The sequence below is a fragment of the Actinokineospora sp. UTMC 2448 genome (assembly GCF_024760565.1).
Lineage (GTDB): Bacteria > Actinomycetota > Actinomycetes > Mycobacteriales > Pseudonocardiaceae > Actinokineospora > Actinokineospora fastidiosa.
This window is the reverse complement of record NZ_CP031087.1, coordinates 1195554-1210351: the sequence shown is the minus strand read 5'-3', so window position 1 is coordinate 1210351 and position 14798 is coordinate 1195554. Positions and strand designations below refer to the sequence as shown.

Sequence of the window (14798 nt, the reverse complement as noted above, 5' to 3'; positions counted from 1 at the left end):
TGACCTCCAGCGCGCTGGAGGTCGCAGGATCGCCGCATGACGAGTGGGACACGCGTCGCGGTGATCGGGACCGGGGCCATCGGCACGGCGGTCGCGCGGCGGCTGGCGGGCAGCGGCCGCGAGGTCGTGGTGTGGAACCGGACGCCGGAGCGGGCGGCCGGGACCGGCGCGCGGGTCGCCGGGTCGCTCGCGGAGGCCGTCGAGGGCGGCGACCTGGTGCTGCTCACCCTCAAGGACCACGCGGCGGTGCGCGACTGCCTGGCCCGGCTGCCCGACCTGACCGGACGCACCGTCGTCGCGCTGACCACCGGCACGGCGGAGGACGCGCGGGCGGCCGAGCGGACCGTCACCGCCGCGGGCGGGTCGTACCTCGACGCGGGCGTGCAGACCCCACCCGAGGCGATCGGGACCGGCGCCGCCACGTTCCTCTACAGCGGACCGCGGGCGGTGTTCGAGCGGCACGCGTCCACTTTGGCCCTGCTGGGCACGCCGCGGTTCGTCGGCGAGCGGGCCGACGCCGCGGCGGTGTGGGACCTGGCGCTCTTCGGCGTCTGGTACGACGCCCAACTCGGCCTGCTGCGCGCGCTCGACGGGGTGCGCCGGGCGGGCATCGACGTCGCCGCGTTCGCCGAGACGGCAGCACCCCAGATCGGCCACGTCGTCACCGGAGCCACCGCGACCGCGACGGAACTGGCCCGCGGCGAGTACCCGGCAGGCCCCGCCGACCTCACCGAGCACCTGACGGTCATCAGACACCTGATCGATCTGCGCAGGACAGGCCCACTGGGCGACGGCGGCCTGGACACGGTGGCCGACCGCGTCGAGTCCCTGATCGCGGGCGGCCGGGGCGGCGAAGGGCTCACCGCGACTGTGGACGGGTGAGGCCATGGGTCGCACGGGACGAGCCGGGGGTCACCGAGCGGCAGGCGTTCCTGTCGGCACTGCCATGGGCGGTCCGTGCTGGGCGCGCCGGAGCCTGCTCCCAGCTACCCCTCCCGCCGCACGGCGTCGAGCCACTCGGCGGGGTTCCACAGCACCGGCGCCGCCCCGACCGGCTCGAAGCTGAGGTCCGGATCGCTGCTGTGGACCAGACACAGCAGCCGCCGCCCCATCAGCGCGGCGACTCGCGAATGGTTTGCAATGAGGTCAAGCACGGCCCACGCCAGTTCGGGACAGCACGCGGCGAACGCGTCGTAGTGGGTGAAGACCACGGCCAGACCCGCCGTGCCCGGCGCCCAGCCGTGGTCGACCATGGCGTAGGCAGTACCCACGGGGCGCTAAACCAGGCGACCGTCTCGTCCACCACCCCGCGGCCGCCGGAACAGCATCACCGGGCTGTTGACCAGCAGGTCACGGGCGCAGACCCTCTGGACCTTGTGGGCACCGCGATTGTCGGCGGGTCGGTCCATACTCCCGCCATGGCGTACGACCGGGAGTTGGCCGAGCGGGTGCGGGAACTGCTCGCGGGCGTGGACGGCATCACCGAGCAGCCGATGTTCGGGGGGTTGGCGTTCCTGGTCAACGGGAACATGGCGGTGGCCGCCAGTGGGCAGGGCGGGTTGCTCGTCCGCGTTCCGCGCGACGAGGCCGGCGGGCTCCTCGGTGAGCACGTCGAGGTGATGGTGATGGGCGGGCGGGAGATGGTCGGCTGGCTGCACGTCGACGGCGCGGGTCTCGGTGATCGGCTGGCGGAGTGGGTCGGCCGCGGGGTCGGCTGCGCGCGGTCGCTTCCGGCCAAGGCGGGGAAGGCCGCGGTCAGGAGGCGCTGACCAGCACCGGGGCCGCGACGAGCCGCCGTAACGCGGCCACCACCCGTTCGGCGGCGTGCCCGTCGCCGAAGGGGTTGGCGCCGGTGGGGATGCGGAGGTTCGCGGCCAGGGCCTGGTCGGCGGCCTCCAGCACTCGGGCGCGGTCGGTGCCGACCAGGCGGGCGCAGCCCGCGCCGACGGCTTCCAGCCGCTCGGTGACGTCGCGGGCCACCAGGACCGGCACCCCGAAGGTCGGGGCCTCCTCCTGGATGCCGCCGGAGTCGGTGATCACCAGGGCGGCTCGCCGCAGGGCCCTGACCAGGTCGGGGTAGCCCAGCGGCTCGGTGACGACGGCGCGGGGCGTGTCGCCCAGCGCGGCCCGCACCTGGGCGCGCACGGCCGGGTTCGGGTGCGCGGGCAGCAGCACCCGCACGTCCTCATGGCGTTCCACCAGCGCCCGGACGGCGGACAACACCCCGTCCAGCGGCGCGCCCCACGACTCGCGGCGGTGGACGGTCACCAGGACCAGACGCGCGCCCGCGTCCAGCTCCGGCTCCAGCGCCGCGAAGGACGGGTCGACAGCGGGCCGGTCGGTGGACGCGATCAGCCTGACCGCGTCCACCACCGTGTTGCCCGTGACCACGATGTCGGGCACCGGGACCGACTCCGCCCGCAGCGCCCCGGCCGCGGCCGCGGTCGGGGCGAGGTGCAGCGCGCACAGTCGGGCGACGGCCTGCCGGTTGCCCTCCTCGGGGAAGGGCGCGGCGAGGTCGCCGGTGCGCAGCCCGGCCTCCAGGTGCGCCACCGGGACCCCGCGCCAGAACGCCGCGAGCGCGCCCGCCAGCGTCGTCGTCGTGTCGCCTTGGACGACGACGGCGGCGGGCCCGCGCCGGGCCAGCACGGCGTCCAGCGCGGGCAGCAGGGCGGACATGAGCTCCGCCTGCCCGCCGCCCGGCCTGCGCACCGGAAGGCGCTCGTCGGGGACGAGGCCGAACGGCGCGAGCGCCTGGTCGACCACGCGCCCGTGCTGTCCGGTGTGGACGATCACGGGAGCGAGGCCGGACCCGGCCATGGCCAGGGCGACGGGCGCCGCCTTGACCGCCTCGGGACGGGTGCCGACGATGATCAGGACTTCCGGGTGCACCGCAGCGCCTTTCCACTGGGACCGGTCAACTGAGCCTGCGCCGCCGGGCGTGCAGCAGCAGGATTCCGGTGATCAGCAGGGCGATGCCCAACGCGATCCACCAGCCGATGTCGGCGCCGGTGAGCGCGAGGCCCGCGCCGCCGCCGACCGCGCCTCCGGTCGGAGCCTTGTACACCGCACCTCCCTCAGTCGGTCGGGCGCTTGCGCAGCACCGCGATCCAGAACGGGACGGCCGCCGCGGCCACCCCGAGACCCAGCCACAGGCCCGCGCCGGAGGCCAGCGGGATGGGCGGAGCGGCCGGGCCGCAGCGGGCCTGGGAGATGACGATGTCGCCGGTGGCGACCAGCAGGTCGGCCTTGACGTGCACGGCGTTCACCGTGAGGCTGCCGTCCTTGTTGCGGATCTGCTCGTTGAAGATGATCGTGACCAGGTCGGTCAGGCCGAGGTCCACCTCGACCACGGTGTTCGGGCCGGGTTCGGCCGCGACCTCGACCCCGGCGAGCCGGACGTCGGCGAGCACAGTGGACCCCCGCACGCCGGACTGCGTGGCGTCGCAGAACGCCTGGACCAGCCCGATCGAGCCCAGCCTGGCCAGCAGGAGTTCCACGTCGGCGGTGGCCGCCTCGGCGTGCACGACGCCGGTCTCATCGTCCAGCTCGGCCGCGCTGGTCAGCAGGCCGGTGGTGAGCACGCCGGGGATCTCCGCGGTCGCCACCGAGGCCTGTCTGGGGCCGTCGGTGTGACTGGGCGAGATCGGTCCGACGCGCACGACGCCGGTCCCGGCCAGGGTGAGCTCCGCGTCGAGCGCGAAGGCCGACCCGTCGCCGGGGGCGGCGGCCGCGGGCGCGGCGCCTGCGATGAGCGCGGCGGCGACGGCCAGGCCGAGCAGACCGGCCCGTCGCGCCATTCGGTTGTGCATCCATTCCTCCATCGGGGACCTGCGACGCTCACGTCGCGAAGGGACACCGGCGTAAACGAGGCAGACTCGGGAGTTGACACGCACCACAACCCGATCGTGTGGCAGCGCGGATCGAAGCCCCGGCCGATCACCCGATTTCTCACCGCGGGTATCGATCCATCGAGCGAATCATCACCCGATCCAGCGATGGGCAGACGCACGCACCGGAACGATGATGAGGCGGTCCCCCCGACCTAGGAGATCGCGTGGCGCTGGCGCTCCCCCGAAGACCCGCACCGCACGCCCGGCTCGCCGTCGTCGTCCTCGGCGCGCTCGCGGCGGCGCTCGTCATCGGCAACCGGTTCTACCGCACCGCGGAAATGGTGTTGGCGAGCGGAATCCTGCGGCTGGTCTCCGACGACGGCGTGCACCTCGCCGCCCATCGTCAGACCGTCTACTTCGGACTCGGCTCGGACACCGCCTTCGGGCTGCGGATGAGCCCGGAGTGCACGTCGGCCTTCCTGGTGCTGCCGCTGCTGGTCGTCGGCGCGGTGATGATCGCGCTGCGGCCCGCCATCACCCGGCGCGTCGTCGTCGCGCTCGCCGTCGCGGCCGCCGCCGTGATCGCGGTCAACCAGCTGCGCGTCCTGACGCTCGTCGGCCTGATCGAGTGGCTGGGCACCGACCGCGGCTACCACTGGGGCCACACGCTGCTGGGCTCGATGGTCAGCGTCATCGGCGGCGCGGCGGCGCTGGTGCTGTTCGTGTGGCTGTCGACGCGGCGGGCGCGGTCGTGAACCTCGCGCTGCTGCTGGGCTTCACCCAGGCCCTCGCCCTGACCATGAGCGTGGCGTTCGTGACCTACGTCTGCCTGATCGTCGTCCCGTACCTGCGGCACAAGCGCCAGCCGAGCGGCGACGGCTCCCGGCTGGAGTGGCACTTCTTCGTGCCGTGCCGCGACGAGGAGTCCGTCATCGGCGACACGGTCCGGTACCTGCGCAAGACCTTCCCGCACGCGCACGTCTGGGTCATCGACGACGACTCCGACGACGCCACCGCCGACGTCGTCGGCGCCCTGCGCGGCCCCAAGCGCGGCGGCGACCGGAACCTGCACCTGGTGCGCCGCTTCCGCCCGCACGCGCGGACCGGCAAGGGCCACGCGCTCAACAGCGCGTACCGCGAACTCAAGGCGTGGATGGGGAAGCACGCCGACACCGACCGCGCGATCGTCGTCGTGGTGGACGCCGACGGCCGCCCCGCACCGGACTGCCTCGACGTCTGCGCCGCCGACCACCTCTTCGGCGACCCGGCGATCGGCGCGGTGCAGGTGGACGTGCGGATGAGCAACCGAGGCGTCCCGCAGCGCCACGGCGGCCCGCTGCGCGGGCGGCTCGGCTCGGCCCTGGTCCGCATGCAGGACCTGGAGTTCCGCAGCGCGATCGCGGCCATCCAGCTGTCCCGGGGGCGCACCGGGACGATCTCCATGGGCGGCAACGGCCAGTTCACCCGGCTCTCCGCGCTCGACGCGATCGCCGACCACGCCGGGCCGTGGCGCGGCGCGCTGCTGGAGGACTTCGAACTCGGCGTGCACCTGCTCACCGCGGGCTGGAAGACCGGCTTCACCGTCGACACCCACGTCGACCAGGAAGCGCTCTACAGCATGCGCCGCTTCCTAGCTCAGCGGACGCGGTGGGGCCAGGGCACGATGCAATGCGGCCGCTATGTGCGCCGCATCTGGGACTCCCCGCACCTGAGCACCCTCGGCGCCGCGGAAATGCTGTATTACCTCGCCCAGCCGTGGCTGCAACTGCTCGGCACGCTCGTCTACCCGATCCCGTTCATCCTGCTCGGAATCCGCGCTGTGGAAAACCCCGGCGAGGTCTGGCAGTGGTTCAGCGGCGGGGCATGGGTGCTGTTCGCCACCTACGGCTCGTTCGGCCTGCTCCCGTTCCTGATCTGGGGACCGATCTACCGACGCAAATGCGAACCGTCGGTGAGCCTGCCGCACGCGATCGGCTACGGATTCCTCTACGCGCTTTACATTTACACCTTCTACATCACCTCGTGGCGCGCCTTCGCCCGACTGGTCCGCGGCGACAACCGGTGGACCAAGACCCGCCGCAACGCCGAACAGCCGAGCCGGGTCGTCGCGCTGGAGCACTGACCGGGCCGGGTACGGTCTACGGTCATGCCCGCCCTGCCTCCCGTCCGCGCCCTGTTGGAGACCGCCGTGGGAGCGGTGGGCGGCGCGGAGCGGCCGGGCCAGGTCGAGATGGCCGAGGCCGTCGGCCGGGCCATCCGCACCGGCGACCACCTGGCCGTGCAGGCCGGGACGGGCACCGGCAAGTCCCTGGCCTACCTGGTCCCCGCGATCCGGCACGCGGTCGAGAAGGGCACCACCGTGGTGGTGTCGACGGCGACGATCGCGCTGCAGCGCCAACTCGTCGACCGCGACCTGCCCAGGCTCGCTAAGGCGCTGGCCAAGGACCTCAGGCGCACGCCCACCTTCGCCATCCTCAAGGGCAGGCGCAACTACCTGTGCCTGCACCGGCTCGACGCCCCCGAGGAGCCGGAGGACCAGGGCCTGTTCGACCCGTTCGCGGTGTCCCGGCTCGGCCGCGAGGTCACCCGGCTGCGCGAGTGGGCCTCCGACACCGAGACCGGCGACCGCGACGAGCTGGTCCCGGGCGTGTCCGACCAGGGCTGGCGGCAGGTGTCGGTGTCGGCGCGCGAGTGCCTGGGCGTGTCCAAGTGCCCGATCGGCTCCGACTGCTTCGCCGAGCGCGCGCGGGCCGAGGCGGGCAAGGCCGACATCGTCGTCACCAACCACGCCCTGCTGGCCATCGACGCCCTGCAGGGCTACCAGGTGCTGCCCGAGCACGACGTGGTCGTCGTGGACGAGGCCCACGAGCTGGTCGACCGGGTCACCTCGGTGGCCACCGGCGAGCTGTCCGCCGCGAGCGTGGGCATCGCGGCCCGGCGCGTCGGGCGCCTGGTCGAGGAGGGGCTGGCCGACCGGCTCGCCGAGGCGGGCGAGGGCCTGGGCATGCTGCTGGAGGACGTCCCGGCCGCCCGCATGGACGCCATCCCCGACCCGGTCCGCACCACCGTGGCCGTGATCCGCGATGCCGCGCACGCGTGCGTCACCGCGCTCGGGCCGGAGAAGAAGGACGACGTCGAGACGGCCACGGCGCGCAAGCTCGCGCTGTCGGTGCTCGACGAGGTGCACGACACCGCAGAGCGGATCCTGGAGTCCTTCGACCCGCCGGAGCCCGACCGCCGCGACGTGGTGTGGGTGAGCCGGGAGAACGACCGTCCCGCGGTCATGCGGATCGCGCCGCTGAGCGTCGCCGGGCTGCTGCGCGAGCGGCTGTTCGGCGAGACCACCACCGTGCTCACCAGCGCGACCCTGACCCTCGGCGGCAGCTTCGACGCGCTCGCCCGGCAGTGGGGCCTGCCGCCGGAGCAGCGCCAGGGCAGGCAGGCGGACGGCGCGGCCACCGCCAAGGAGGCCCCGCACGACAAGAGCGACATCCGGTGGAGCGGGCTGGACGTCGGCTCGCCGTTCGACCACGCCAAGAGCGGCATCCTCTACCTGGCCAAGCACCTGCCGCCGCCGGGCCGCGACGGCCTGCCCGACGCCGTGCTGGACGAGCTCGCCGAGCTGGTCGAGGCCGCGGGCGGGCGCACCCTCGGGCTGTTCTCCTCGATGCGCGCGGCCAAGCACGCCACCCAGGCGCTGCGCGACCGGCTCGGCACCGACATCCTCTGCCAGGGCGAGGACTCCACCTCCCTGCTGGTCAAGAAGTTCGCCGAGGACCCGGCCACCAGCCTGTTCGGCACGCTGTCGCTGTGGCAGGGCGTGGACGTGCCGGGGCCGTCGCTCTCGCTGGTCGTGATCGACCGCATCCCGTTCCCCCGCCCGGACGACCCGCTGGCCTCGGCGCGGCAGCGGTCGGTCGAGGCGCACGGCGGCAACGGGTTCCTCACCGTGGCCGCGACGCACGCCGCGCTGCTGCTCGCCCAGGGCGCGGGCAGGCTGCTGCGCTCGACGTCGGACCGCGGCGTGATCGCCGTGCTGGACCCGCGGATCTCCACCGCCCGGTACGGGGGATTCCTGCGCAATTCGCTGCCGCCGTTCTGGACAACGACGAATCCTCAGGTTGTCCGGGGCGCACTCACCCGTCTGGCGTCCCACGGCTGACTCGACGTTTCGACCGAGTGACGCCCATTACTGTGCGCAGGACCGACACTGTGCCGAATGGGGCGCGTCGGTGAACACCTTCGTGCGACTATCCGGTGACGCAGGCCGCTGCTAGCTTCGGGACCCGGTGATCACCACCGCGATTTGTCCTGTGATCGACGACGACAATTCCCGAATTGGCGGTGCGGCGTAGTGACTGTGACCGAGCCCGTAGAGCCCCGGATTGACTCCGACAACCCGTATCCATCAACCCTGGGCACTGCGGCGGCCCGGAACCTGGCGACGACCACCAAGTCCGTGCCGCAGATGCAGGCGATCACCTCGCGCTGGCTGCTGCGCGTGCTGCCGTGGATCGAGGCCAAGGGCGGCACCTTCCGGGTGAACCGCAGGATGAGCTACGCCGTCGGCGACGGCCGGGTCACCTTCTCCAACATCGGCGACCGCGCCCAGGTCGTGCCGCCGGAGCTGTGCGAGCTGCCGCTGCTGCGCGGGTTCGACGACATCGAGGTGCTCACCGCGCTGGCCGAGCGCTTCGAGCAGCGCGAGTACCAGCCCGGCGACGTGATCGTCGAGTTCGGCAACCCCTCCGACCACGCCTTCCTCATCGTGCACGGCCGGGTGAAGAAGATCGGCACCAGCCAGTACGGCGAGCCGACCGACCTCGGCGTGCTCGCCGACGGCGACCACTTCGGCGACGAGACCCTGGCCGACCCGCAGAGCATGTGGGAGTACACGGTCAAGGCCGCCACCACCTGCACCGTGCTCGTGCTGCAGCAGGCGGGCTTCGACGAGGTGCTGCGCCAGTCCGACGCGCTGCGCGCCCACCTGCACGACTTCCAGGCGCGGCAGGCCCGCAACCGCAACGAGCACGGCGAAGCCAAGATCGAGATGTCCGCCGGGCACGAGGGCGAGGCCGAACTGCCCGGCACGTACGTCGACTACGAGCTCTCCCCGCGCGAGTACTCGCTCAGCGTCGCCCAGACGGTCCTGCGCGTGCACACCCGCGTCGCCGACCTCTACAACGAGCCGATGGACCAGGTCGAGCAGCAGCTGCGGCTGACCATCGAGGCGCTGCGCGAGCGCCAAGAGCACGAGATGATCAACAACCGCGAGATCGGCCTGCTGCACAACGCCGACTACGCCAACCGCATCCAGACCCGCACCGGCCCGCCGACCCCCGACGACCTCGACGAGCTGCTGTCGGTGGTGTGGAAGGAGCCGACCGCGTTCCTCGCGCACCCGCGCACGATCGCGGCCATCGGCCGGGAGTGGAACAAGCGCGGCATCTACCCCGACCCGATCGAGTTCACCGGCCACAAGATCCCGGCGTGGCGCGGCGTGCCGATCCTGCCGTGCAACAAGATCCCGGTCAGCGAGACGCAGACCAGCAAGATCATCCTGCTGCGCGCGGGCATGGAGAACCAGGGCGTGATCGGCCTGCACCAGACCGGCCTGCCCGACGAGTACAAGCCCGGCCTGTCCGTGCGGTTCATGAACATCAACGAGAAGGCCGTCATCTCCTACCTCGTCAGCGCCTACTACTCCGCCGCGGTGCTGATCCCCGACGCGCTCGGGGTCTTGGAGAACGTCGAGATCGGCCGGGAGGGCTGAGGCCGTGGTCGCCCAGCTCGTCGCCGAATGGCGCATGAGCCTCAGCACCACGGCCGCCCGCAACCTCGCCACCACGACCAAGACCCCGCCCCAGTCGCAGGAGATCACCGACCGGTGGCTGCTGCGCGTGCTGCCGTGGGTGGAGGCCAGGGGCGGCGCCTACCGGGTCAACCGCAGGCGCGTCCCGGTGGCGGGCGACGGGCTGGTGGGCTGCACCGCCATCGGCTCGCTCTACCGGGTGATCCCGAGCGAACTGGCCGAGGTCCTGGCCGGGTTCGCCGACGAGGACGTGCTCTCGGCGCTGTCGGACCGGTTCGAGCAGCGCGAGTTCGCCGCGGGCGACACGCTGCCCGCCGACGGCGTCACCGTGGTCGCACACGGCAAGGTGAGCAAGCTCGGCCGCGGCGAGTACGGCGACACCGTCGTGATCGACGTGCTGGGCGAGGGCGGCTGCGTCGGGCAGGAGGTGTTCCGCGGCGGTGAGCCGAACTACCGCGTGGAGGCCGTCACCGACGTCACCGCGCTCACCCTGCCGCGCTCCGCCGTCGCCGCGGTGCTGGACGCCGCGCCGCACCTGCGCGAGCACCTGTCCCGGCGGCCGCCCGCGGTCAACAAGCGGGGCGAGGCGGAGATCGCGGTCGCGTCCGGGCACGACGGCGAGGTGACGCTGCCCGGCACCTACGCCGACTACGAGCTCCACCCGCGCGAGTACGAGCTGAGCGTCGCGCAGGCCGTGCTCCGGATCCACACGCGCGTGTCCGACCTCTACAGCGCGCCGATGAACCAGGCCGAGGAACAGCTGCGGCTGACCATCGAGGCGCTGCGCGAGCGCCAGGAGCGCGAGATGGTCACCAACCGCGACTTCGGGCTGCTGCACAACGTCGACCCGAGCCAGCGGATCCGCACCCGCACCGGCCCGCCGACCCCGGACGACATGGACAACCTGTTGTCCCGCAGGCGCAAGACGCAGGTGCTCCTGGCGCACCCGCGCACGATCGCGGCGTTCGGCCGGGAGTGCAGCAGGCGCGGGCTCAACCCCCCGAGCGTGTCGGTCGAGGGCACCGAGCAGGCGTCGTGGCGCGGCGTCCCGCTGCTGCCGTGCGACAAGATCCCGATCGGCCAGGGCGGCACCAGCGCCGTCATCGCGATGCGGATGGGCGAGGAGAACCAGGGCGTCGTCGGGCTGTACCAGACGGGCCTGCCCGAGGAGCACCAGCCGGGGCTCAGCGTGCGGTTCATGGGCATCGACGAGAAGGCGATCGCCTCGTACCTGGTCACCACGTACTACTCGGCAGCGGTCCTGGTCCCGGACGCGCTCGGCGTGCTGGACGGCGTCCAGCTTTGAGCTCCGGCCGTTGAGGAGGCGCCATGTCTGTGCTGTCCCGGGTCTTCGCACCTGCGGCGGAGTCGGAACTGGCTGCTGGCTGCTGCAACGACGCGACCGGCAGCGGCTCCAAGGCATCGCAGGCCAACGGTCTGACGCCGATCACCGTGGTCGACGTGGCCCCACAGACGATCCCGCACTGGGGCTGCGCGAACGGTCCTTTGTGGTCACTGGCGTGGAGAAGTCCTTCCTCCAGGCCTACCGCGAGGGCAGCTTCCACTACCTGCTGATCGCCGCCGACAAGGTCGGCCACTGATCCGGACCGGGTGGGCGGCCACTGCTCCCGCCCACCCGGTTCTCCTTTTTCTGTCGGTGCGGCCCGATACGGTGTCCGCGATGAAGGGGCTCCCTGGGGGCGCCCGAGTGACCACAGGTGGGGAGAGCTCCGATGAAGTACGCCCTGATCTACCAGTACGACCCAGCCCAGGCGACCCCGGGCGGCATGGCGGAGATCGAGGAGTGGATGGCCCTCGACCAGGAGGTCAAGGACGCAGGCGCCCACGTCTACTCCGCAGGCTTCCACTCGGCGGCCGACGCCCACACGGTCACGACAGCCAGCCCCGCCCCAGTCAAGGGCACCGAGGGCGTCACCATCGCAGGCTTGATGGTGGTCGAAGTCCCCGACCTGGAGACGGCGTTAACGTGGGCTCGCAAAATCCCCACCGCCCGCTACGGCTCGGTTCAGGTCCGAGCCTTGGTGGAGTTCGAAGCCTAGGCGGAGACCGAGGGCAGAGGACCGACCCCCTTAGCGCGTGCGCGCGATGCGTAGCGCGCGACCGGTGCGGAGCGTGCGCTCGGCGGGGTGTGGCCCGTGCGCGCGGCCGGAACGGAGTGCACGTGCGGCGGGGTGGTGGTGCGGGCGGTGTGGCGCGTGCGCGCGACCGGTGCAGAGCACACGTGCGGCGGGGTGGTGGTGCGGGCGGTGTGGCGCGTGCGCGCGACCGGTGCAGAGCACACGTGCGGCGGGGTGGTGGTGCGGGCGGTGTGGCGCGTGCGCGCGACCGGTGCAGAGCACACGTGCGGCGGGGTGGTGGTGCGGGCGGTGTGGCGCGTGCGCGCGACCGGTGCAGAGCACACGTGCGGCGGGGTGGTGGTGCGGGCGGTGTGGCGCGTGCGCGCGACCGGTGCAGAGCACACGTGCGGCGGGGTGGTGGTGCGGGCGGTGTGGCGCGTGCGCGCGACCGGTGCAGAGCACACGTGCGGCGGGGTGGTGGTGCGGGCGGTGTGGCGCGTGCGCGCGGCCGGTGCAGAGCGCTGGTGCGCGCGGCGGAGTGCGGTGGTGTCCGGGGCGGCGCGGTACAGCACCCCCCGTCACCTCACCAAGCAGTCGACCCTTCCACCCCCTTCCCCTCGTCCTGGCCGTCTTTAACCCTGGGAGGGCGGTGTCAAGGGCAGGCGAAGCCTGTCGCGCAGCGACGCCGAAGGCGCCCTTTACTCCGCCCTCCCAGGGTTAAACAATCGAGGCCGAGGGGAGAACACCAATCCATAGCACGCGTGCAACACCCTTTGAAGCCCAAGGCGAGGCCCAGGCACGCGGCCGGGGATATGCGACCCAGCCCCACTGACAACCGGAACCCCGGCAACTAGAAACCAGCTGGCTGCCAGCCGAACCTCAGCCCCACTGGGCAACCACGGTCACCGTCCCCGGCTCCACCTCGGTGAACCCCGCATCCCGCACCGCCACCGCTCGGTCCCTCTCCCATGAGACGTCGGGGTTCCACTCGCCAGGGCGAGCCATCCGAACCGCGCAGTGGCAGTCCCACTTGGACAGGTCCACCCCGTCCGCCTCGGCCATGGCGGCCAGCAGCATTGACCCGTGTCCCACCTGGGCCGCCAGCTTCCCCACCGTCATCTCCACCGTCGGGTTCACCCACAGCACCGGAACGCCGTCCGCGACGGGACCGGGCTCGTCCATCGGCAGCTCCGTGCCGCTGATCTGCAGCCTGCTGACCGTCTTCGGCGTCTCGTCCACCGGCCACGGCAGCAACGCCCGCGCCGAGGCCCCGTCGACCGACACCGTCACCCCGGGGAGGTCCTGCACCGCGTGCCAGTGCGCCCCCCGCGCCCGTCGGGAGACCTTGCGGATGCGCCCGTCGATCCACGCCGACACCAGCGGATGCCACTCCCCGCCCTCCTGCGCGCGTTCGTCCAGGCACACCGCCACGGCCGCGGCCGCTGCGGCCTCCAGCAGCGGCGTACGACGCGGAAGGTCCCGCTCCACGCGCAGGATCACCGGCATGGCGCGCACCACGCTGGGCTCGGCGCCATCCCGGTCGAACAGCCCCGACAGAACGCTCACAGCCGCGACGGGGTCAGGCCGTCCGCGAGGTCGGCGGCTTCCACCTCTGCCCGCGTCACGCCCAGCATGAACAGGACCGCGTCCAGGTAGGGGCTGGACACCGCCGTGTCGGCGATCTCGCGCAGAGCGGGCTTGGCGTTGAACGCGACACCCAGACCCGCCGTCGAGAGCATGTCGATGTCGTTGGCGCCGTCACCCACCGCCACGCACTGGGCGAGGGGGATGTCGTACTGGTCGGCGAAGCGGCGCAGGGCCACGGCCTTGCCCGGGCGGTCGACGATCTCGCCGACGACCTTGCCGGTCAGCCTGCCGTCGACGACCTCCAGCTCGTTGGCGGCGGCGAAGTCCAGCCCGAGGTCGTCCACCAGGCGGTCGATGATGGTGGTGAAGCCGCCGGACACGACGCCGCAGCGGAAGCCGAGGCGCTTGAGCGTGCGGATCGTGGTGCGGGCGCCGGGCGTCAGCTCCAGGTCAGCGGCGACCTCGTCCAGCACCGACTCCGGCAGGCCAGCCAGGGTCGCCACCCGGCGGCGCAGGGACTCGGCGAAGTCCAGCTCGCCGCGCATGGCGGCCTCGGTGACCTCGCGGACCTCGGCCTCGCAGCCCGCCTTGGCCGCGAGCATCTCGATGACCTCGCCCTGGATGAGCGTGGAGTCGACGTCGAAGACGATCAGGCGCTTGGCCCGCCGGGCCAGCAGGTCGCGCTCGACGGAGATGTCCAGGCCGACCCGGGTGGCCACCTCGACCAGCGCCGAGCGCAGCGCGGCGTCGCCCGCCTCGGTGTCGTCGTCGACCGAGACGCGCAGTTCGAGCCCGGTCACCGGGTAGTCGGCCACCCTGCGGATCGCGTCGATGTTGGTGCCCAGGGCGGCCAGCCTGCGGGCCACCTCGGTGAACGCCCGCGCCGTCATCGGCGCCCCCAGCACCACCACGACGTGCGACGAGCCGATCCGCGCCCGCGAGCCCGGGTCGACCCCGACCTCGACCTCCACGCGCATCGCCACCGACGCCATCGCCTGCTCGACGGACTCCTGCAGCCCCTCGGCGTCGTGCCCGGCCGCGACGAGCACCCCGAGCACGAGCTGCCCCCGGATGACGACCTGCTCGACGTCGAGGATGTCCACCCCGTGGCGGGTGAGCACGGCGAACAGCACCGAGGACACACCCGGCTTGTCGGGGCCGGTGACGGTGATCAGGACAGGTGTGGATGCCACTGGAGAACCGTTCCTTTTCAGTGGTGAGGGGTGGGCTCGAGCCCTGGTCCTGGCACTGCGCGCGTCCCGAACGGTGGTGGGTGCGCTGGTCGCCCGCGGTCCCTGGTCGGTCCCCGTCCGGCCGGGCGCATCGTGTGCGCGGACCGCGACGGGGCTGCGGGCTCCTGCCCGCCCTCCGGCACCGGCCTGGTCGGTCCGTGCCCGAGGGCGGCGCCGCCTTCCGCCGCCGATACGGCGTCATGGCGGTTCTCACTGGTCACTGGACGGCGCAGGCGACCCCGCGCGTCGCCGACGA

Annotated in this window: 15 protein-coding genes; 9 read left to right on the top strand and 6 right to left on the bottom strand. The window is 72.7% G+C overall.

Annotation, left to right across the window (positions count from 1 at the left end; all coding sequences use genetic code 11):
• Positions 1-36: 36 nt before the first annotated feature.
• The gene (locus tag Actkin_RS05715; protein WP_258906251.1) at positions 37-882 is read left to right on the top strand and encodes an NAD(P)-dependent oxidoreductase; all 846 of its coding nucleotides are present in this window, start codon (positions 37-39) and stop codon (positions 880-882) included.
• A 104-nt stretch (positions 883-986) separates the two neighbouring features.
• On the opposite strand, the gene Actkin_RS05710 is transcribed toward Actkin_RS05715, so the two are convergent.
• Complete coding sequence (locus tag Actkin_RS05710) at positions 987-1271, bottom strand: hypothetical protein (RefSeq protein WP_258906249.1); 285 nt, start codon at positions 1269-1271, stop codon at positions 987-989.
• Between the two features lie 147 nt (positions 1272-1418).
• Between Actkin_RS05710 and Actkin_RS05705 the strand changes: the two genes are divergently transcribed.
• Entirely contained in the window at positions 1419-1769 is a 351-nt protein-coding gene (locus Actkin_RS05705; protein WP_258906247.1) for a TfoX/Sxy family protein, read from the top strand.
• Here the strand turns inward: Actkin_RS05705 and wecB are convergent.
• From wecB to Actkin_RS05690, 3 genes are read right to left on the bottom strand one after another with little or no spacing between them, the layout of a single operon-like run.
• Complete coding sequence (gene wecB, locus Actkin_RS05700; RefSeq protein ID WP_258906246.1) at positions 1756-2892, bottom strand: non-hydrolyzing UDP-N-acetylglucosamine 2-epimerase; 1137 nt, start codon at positions 2890-2892, stop codon at positions 1756-1758. The genes Actkin_RS05705 and wecB overlap by 14 nt on opposite strands.
• Before the next feature lie 25 nt (positions 2893-2917).
• Positions 2918-3067, bottom strand: coding sequence for an LAXTG motif-containing small protein (locus Actkin_RS05695; RefSeq protein ID WP_189212322.1), 150 nt, complete (start codon positions 3065-3067; stop codon positions 2918-2920).
• A gap of 10 nt (positions 3068-3077) precedes the next feature.
• Positions 3078-3812 (bottom strand): choice-of-anchor protein CoaP, encoded by a 735-nt coding sequence (locus tag Actkin_RS05690; protein ID WP_258906244.1) that lies wholly within the window; start codon positions 3810-3812, stop codon positions 3078-3080.
• 245 nt (positions 3813-4057) lie between these two features.
• Here Actkin_RS05690 and xrtP point away from each other — a divergent pair, with 245 nt between their 5' ends.
• The 7 genes from xrtP to Actkin_RS05655 all read left to right on the top strand — a co-directional run bounded on the left by xrtP (position 4058) and on the right by Actkin_RS05655 (position 12359).
• On the top strand, positions 4058-4588 hold the full coding sequence (gene xrtP, locus Actkin_RS05685; RefSeq protein ID WP_258906242.1) for an exosortase P: 531 nt from the start codon (positions 4058-4060) through the stop codon (positions 4586-4588).
• A gap of 44 nt (positions 4589-4632) precedes the next feature.
• Entirely contained in the window at positions 4633-5955 is a 1323-nt protein-coding gene (locus Actkin_RS05680; protein ID WP_189212506.1) for an XrtP-associated glycosyltransferase, read from the top strand.
• 24 nt (positions 5956-5979) lie between these two features.
• On the top strand, positions 5980-7995 hold the full coding sequence (locus tag Actkin_RS05675; protein ID WP_258906240.1) for an ATP-dependent DNA helicase: 2016 nt from the start codon (positions 5980-5982) through the stop codon (positions 7993-7995).
• Between the two features lie 192 nt (positions 7996-8187).
• Complete coding sequence (locus tag Actkin_RS05670; RefSeq protein ID WP_258906239.1) at positions 8188-9606, top strand: family 2B encapsulin nanocompartment shell protein; 1419 nt, start codon at positions 8188-8190, stop codon at positions 9604-9606.
• A gap of 34 nt (positions 9607-9640) precedes the next feature.
• Positions 9641-10951 (top strand): family 2B encapsulin nanocompartment shell protein, encoded by a 1311-nt coding sequence (locus tag Actkin_RS05665; RefSeq protein ID WP_258907859.1) that lies wholly within the window; start codon positions 9641-9643, stop codon positions 10949-10951.
• Between the two features lie 427 nt (positions 10952-11378).
• A complete protein-coding gene (locus Actkin_RS05660; RefSeq protein ID WP_258906238.1) occupies positions 11379-11705 on the top strand; it encodes a YciI family protein in 327 nt (108 codons plus the stop codon).
• Between the two features lie 96 nt (positions 11706-11801).
• Positions 11802-12359, top strand: a complete 558-nt coding sequence (locus tag Actkin_RS05655; protein WP_258906237.1) for a hypothetical protein — start codon at positions 11802-11804, stop codon at positions 12357-12359.
• Between the two features lie 243 nt (positions 12360-12602).
• Here Actkin_RS05655 and Actkin_RS05650 read toward each other — a convergent pair whose 3' ends face one another.
• Entirely contained in the window at positions 12603-13229 is a 627-nt protein-coding gene (locus Actkin_RS05650) for a peptidyl-tRNA hydrolase (RefSeq protein ID WP_258907858.1), read from the bottom strand.
• A gap of 56 nt (positions 13230-13285) precedes the next feature.
• A complete protein-coding gene (gene serB / locus Actkin_RS05645) occupies positions 13286-14503 on the bottom strand; it encodes a phosphoserine phosphatase SerB (protein ID WP_258906236.1) in 1218 nt (405 codons plus the stop codon).
• Positions 14504-14798 lie beyond the last annotated feature (295 nt).

Excerpts from the sequence above, each read along its gene's own strand:
- Actkin_RS05715 (WP_258906251.1), top strand. The coding sequence starts at position 37 with ATGACGAGTGGGACACGCGTCGCGGTGATCGGGACCGGGGCCATCGGC.
- Actkin_RS05705 (WP_258906247.1), top strand. The coding sequence starts at position 1,419 with ATGGCGTACGACCGGGAGTTGGCCGAGCGGGTGCGGGAACTGCTCGCG.
- Actkin_RS05690 (WP_258906244.1), bottom strand. The coding sequence starts at position 3,812 with ATGCACAACCGAATGGCGCGACGGGCCGGTCTGCTCGGCCTGGCCGTC.
- Actkin_RS05680 (WP_189212506.1), top strand. The coding sequence starts at position 4,633 with ATGAGCGTGGCGTTCGTGACCTACGTCTGCCTGATCGTCGTCCCGTAC.
- Actkin_RS05675 (WP_258906240.1), top strand. The coding sequence starts at position 5,980 with ATGCCCGCCCTGCCTCCCGTCCGCGCCCTGTTGGAGACCGCCGTGGGA.
- Actkin_RS05665 (WP_258907859.1), top strand. The coding sequence starts at position 9,641 with ATGAGCCTCAGCACCACGGCCGCCCGCAACCTCGCCACCACGACCAAG.
- Actkin_RS05660 (WP_258906238.1), top strand. The coding sequence starts at position 11,379 with ATGAAGTACGCCCTGATCTACCAGTACGACCCAGCCCAGGCGACCCCG.
- Actkin_RS05650 (WP_258907858.1), bottom strand. The coding sequence starts at position 13,229 with ATGCCGGTGATCCTGCGCGTGGAGCGGGACCTTCCGCGTCGTACGCCG.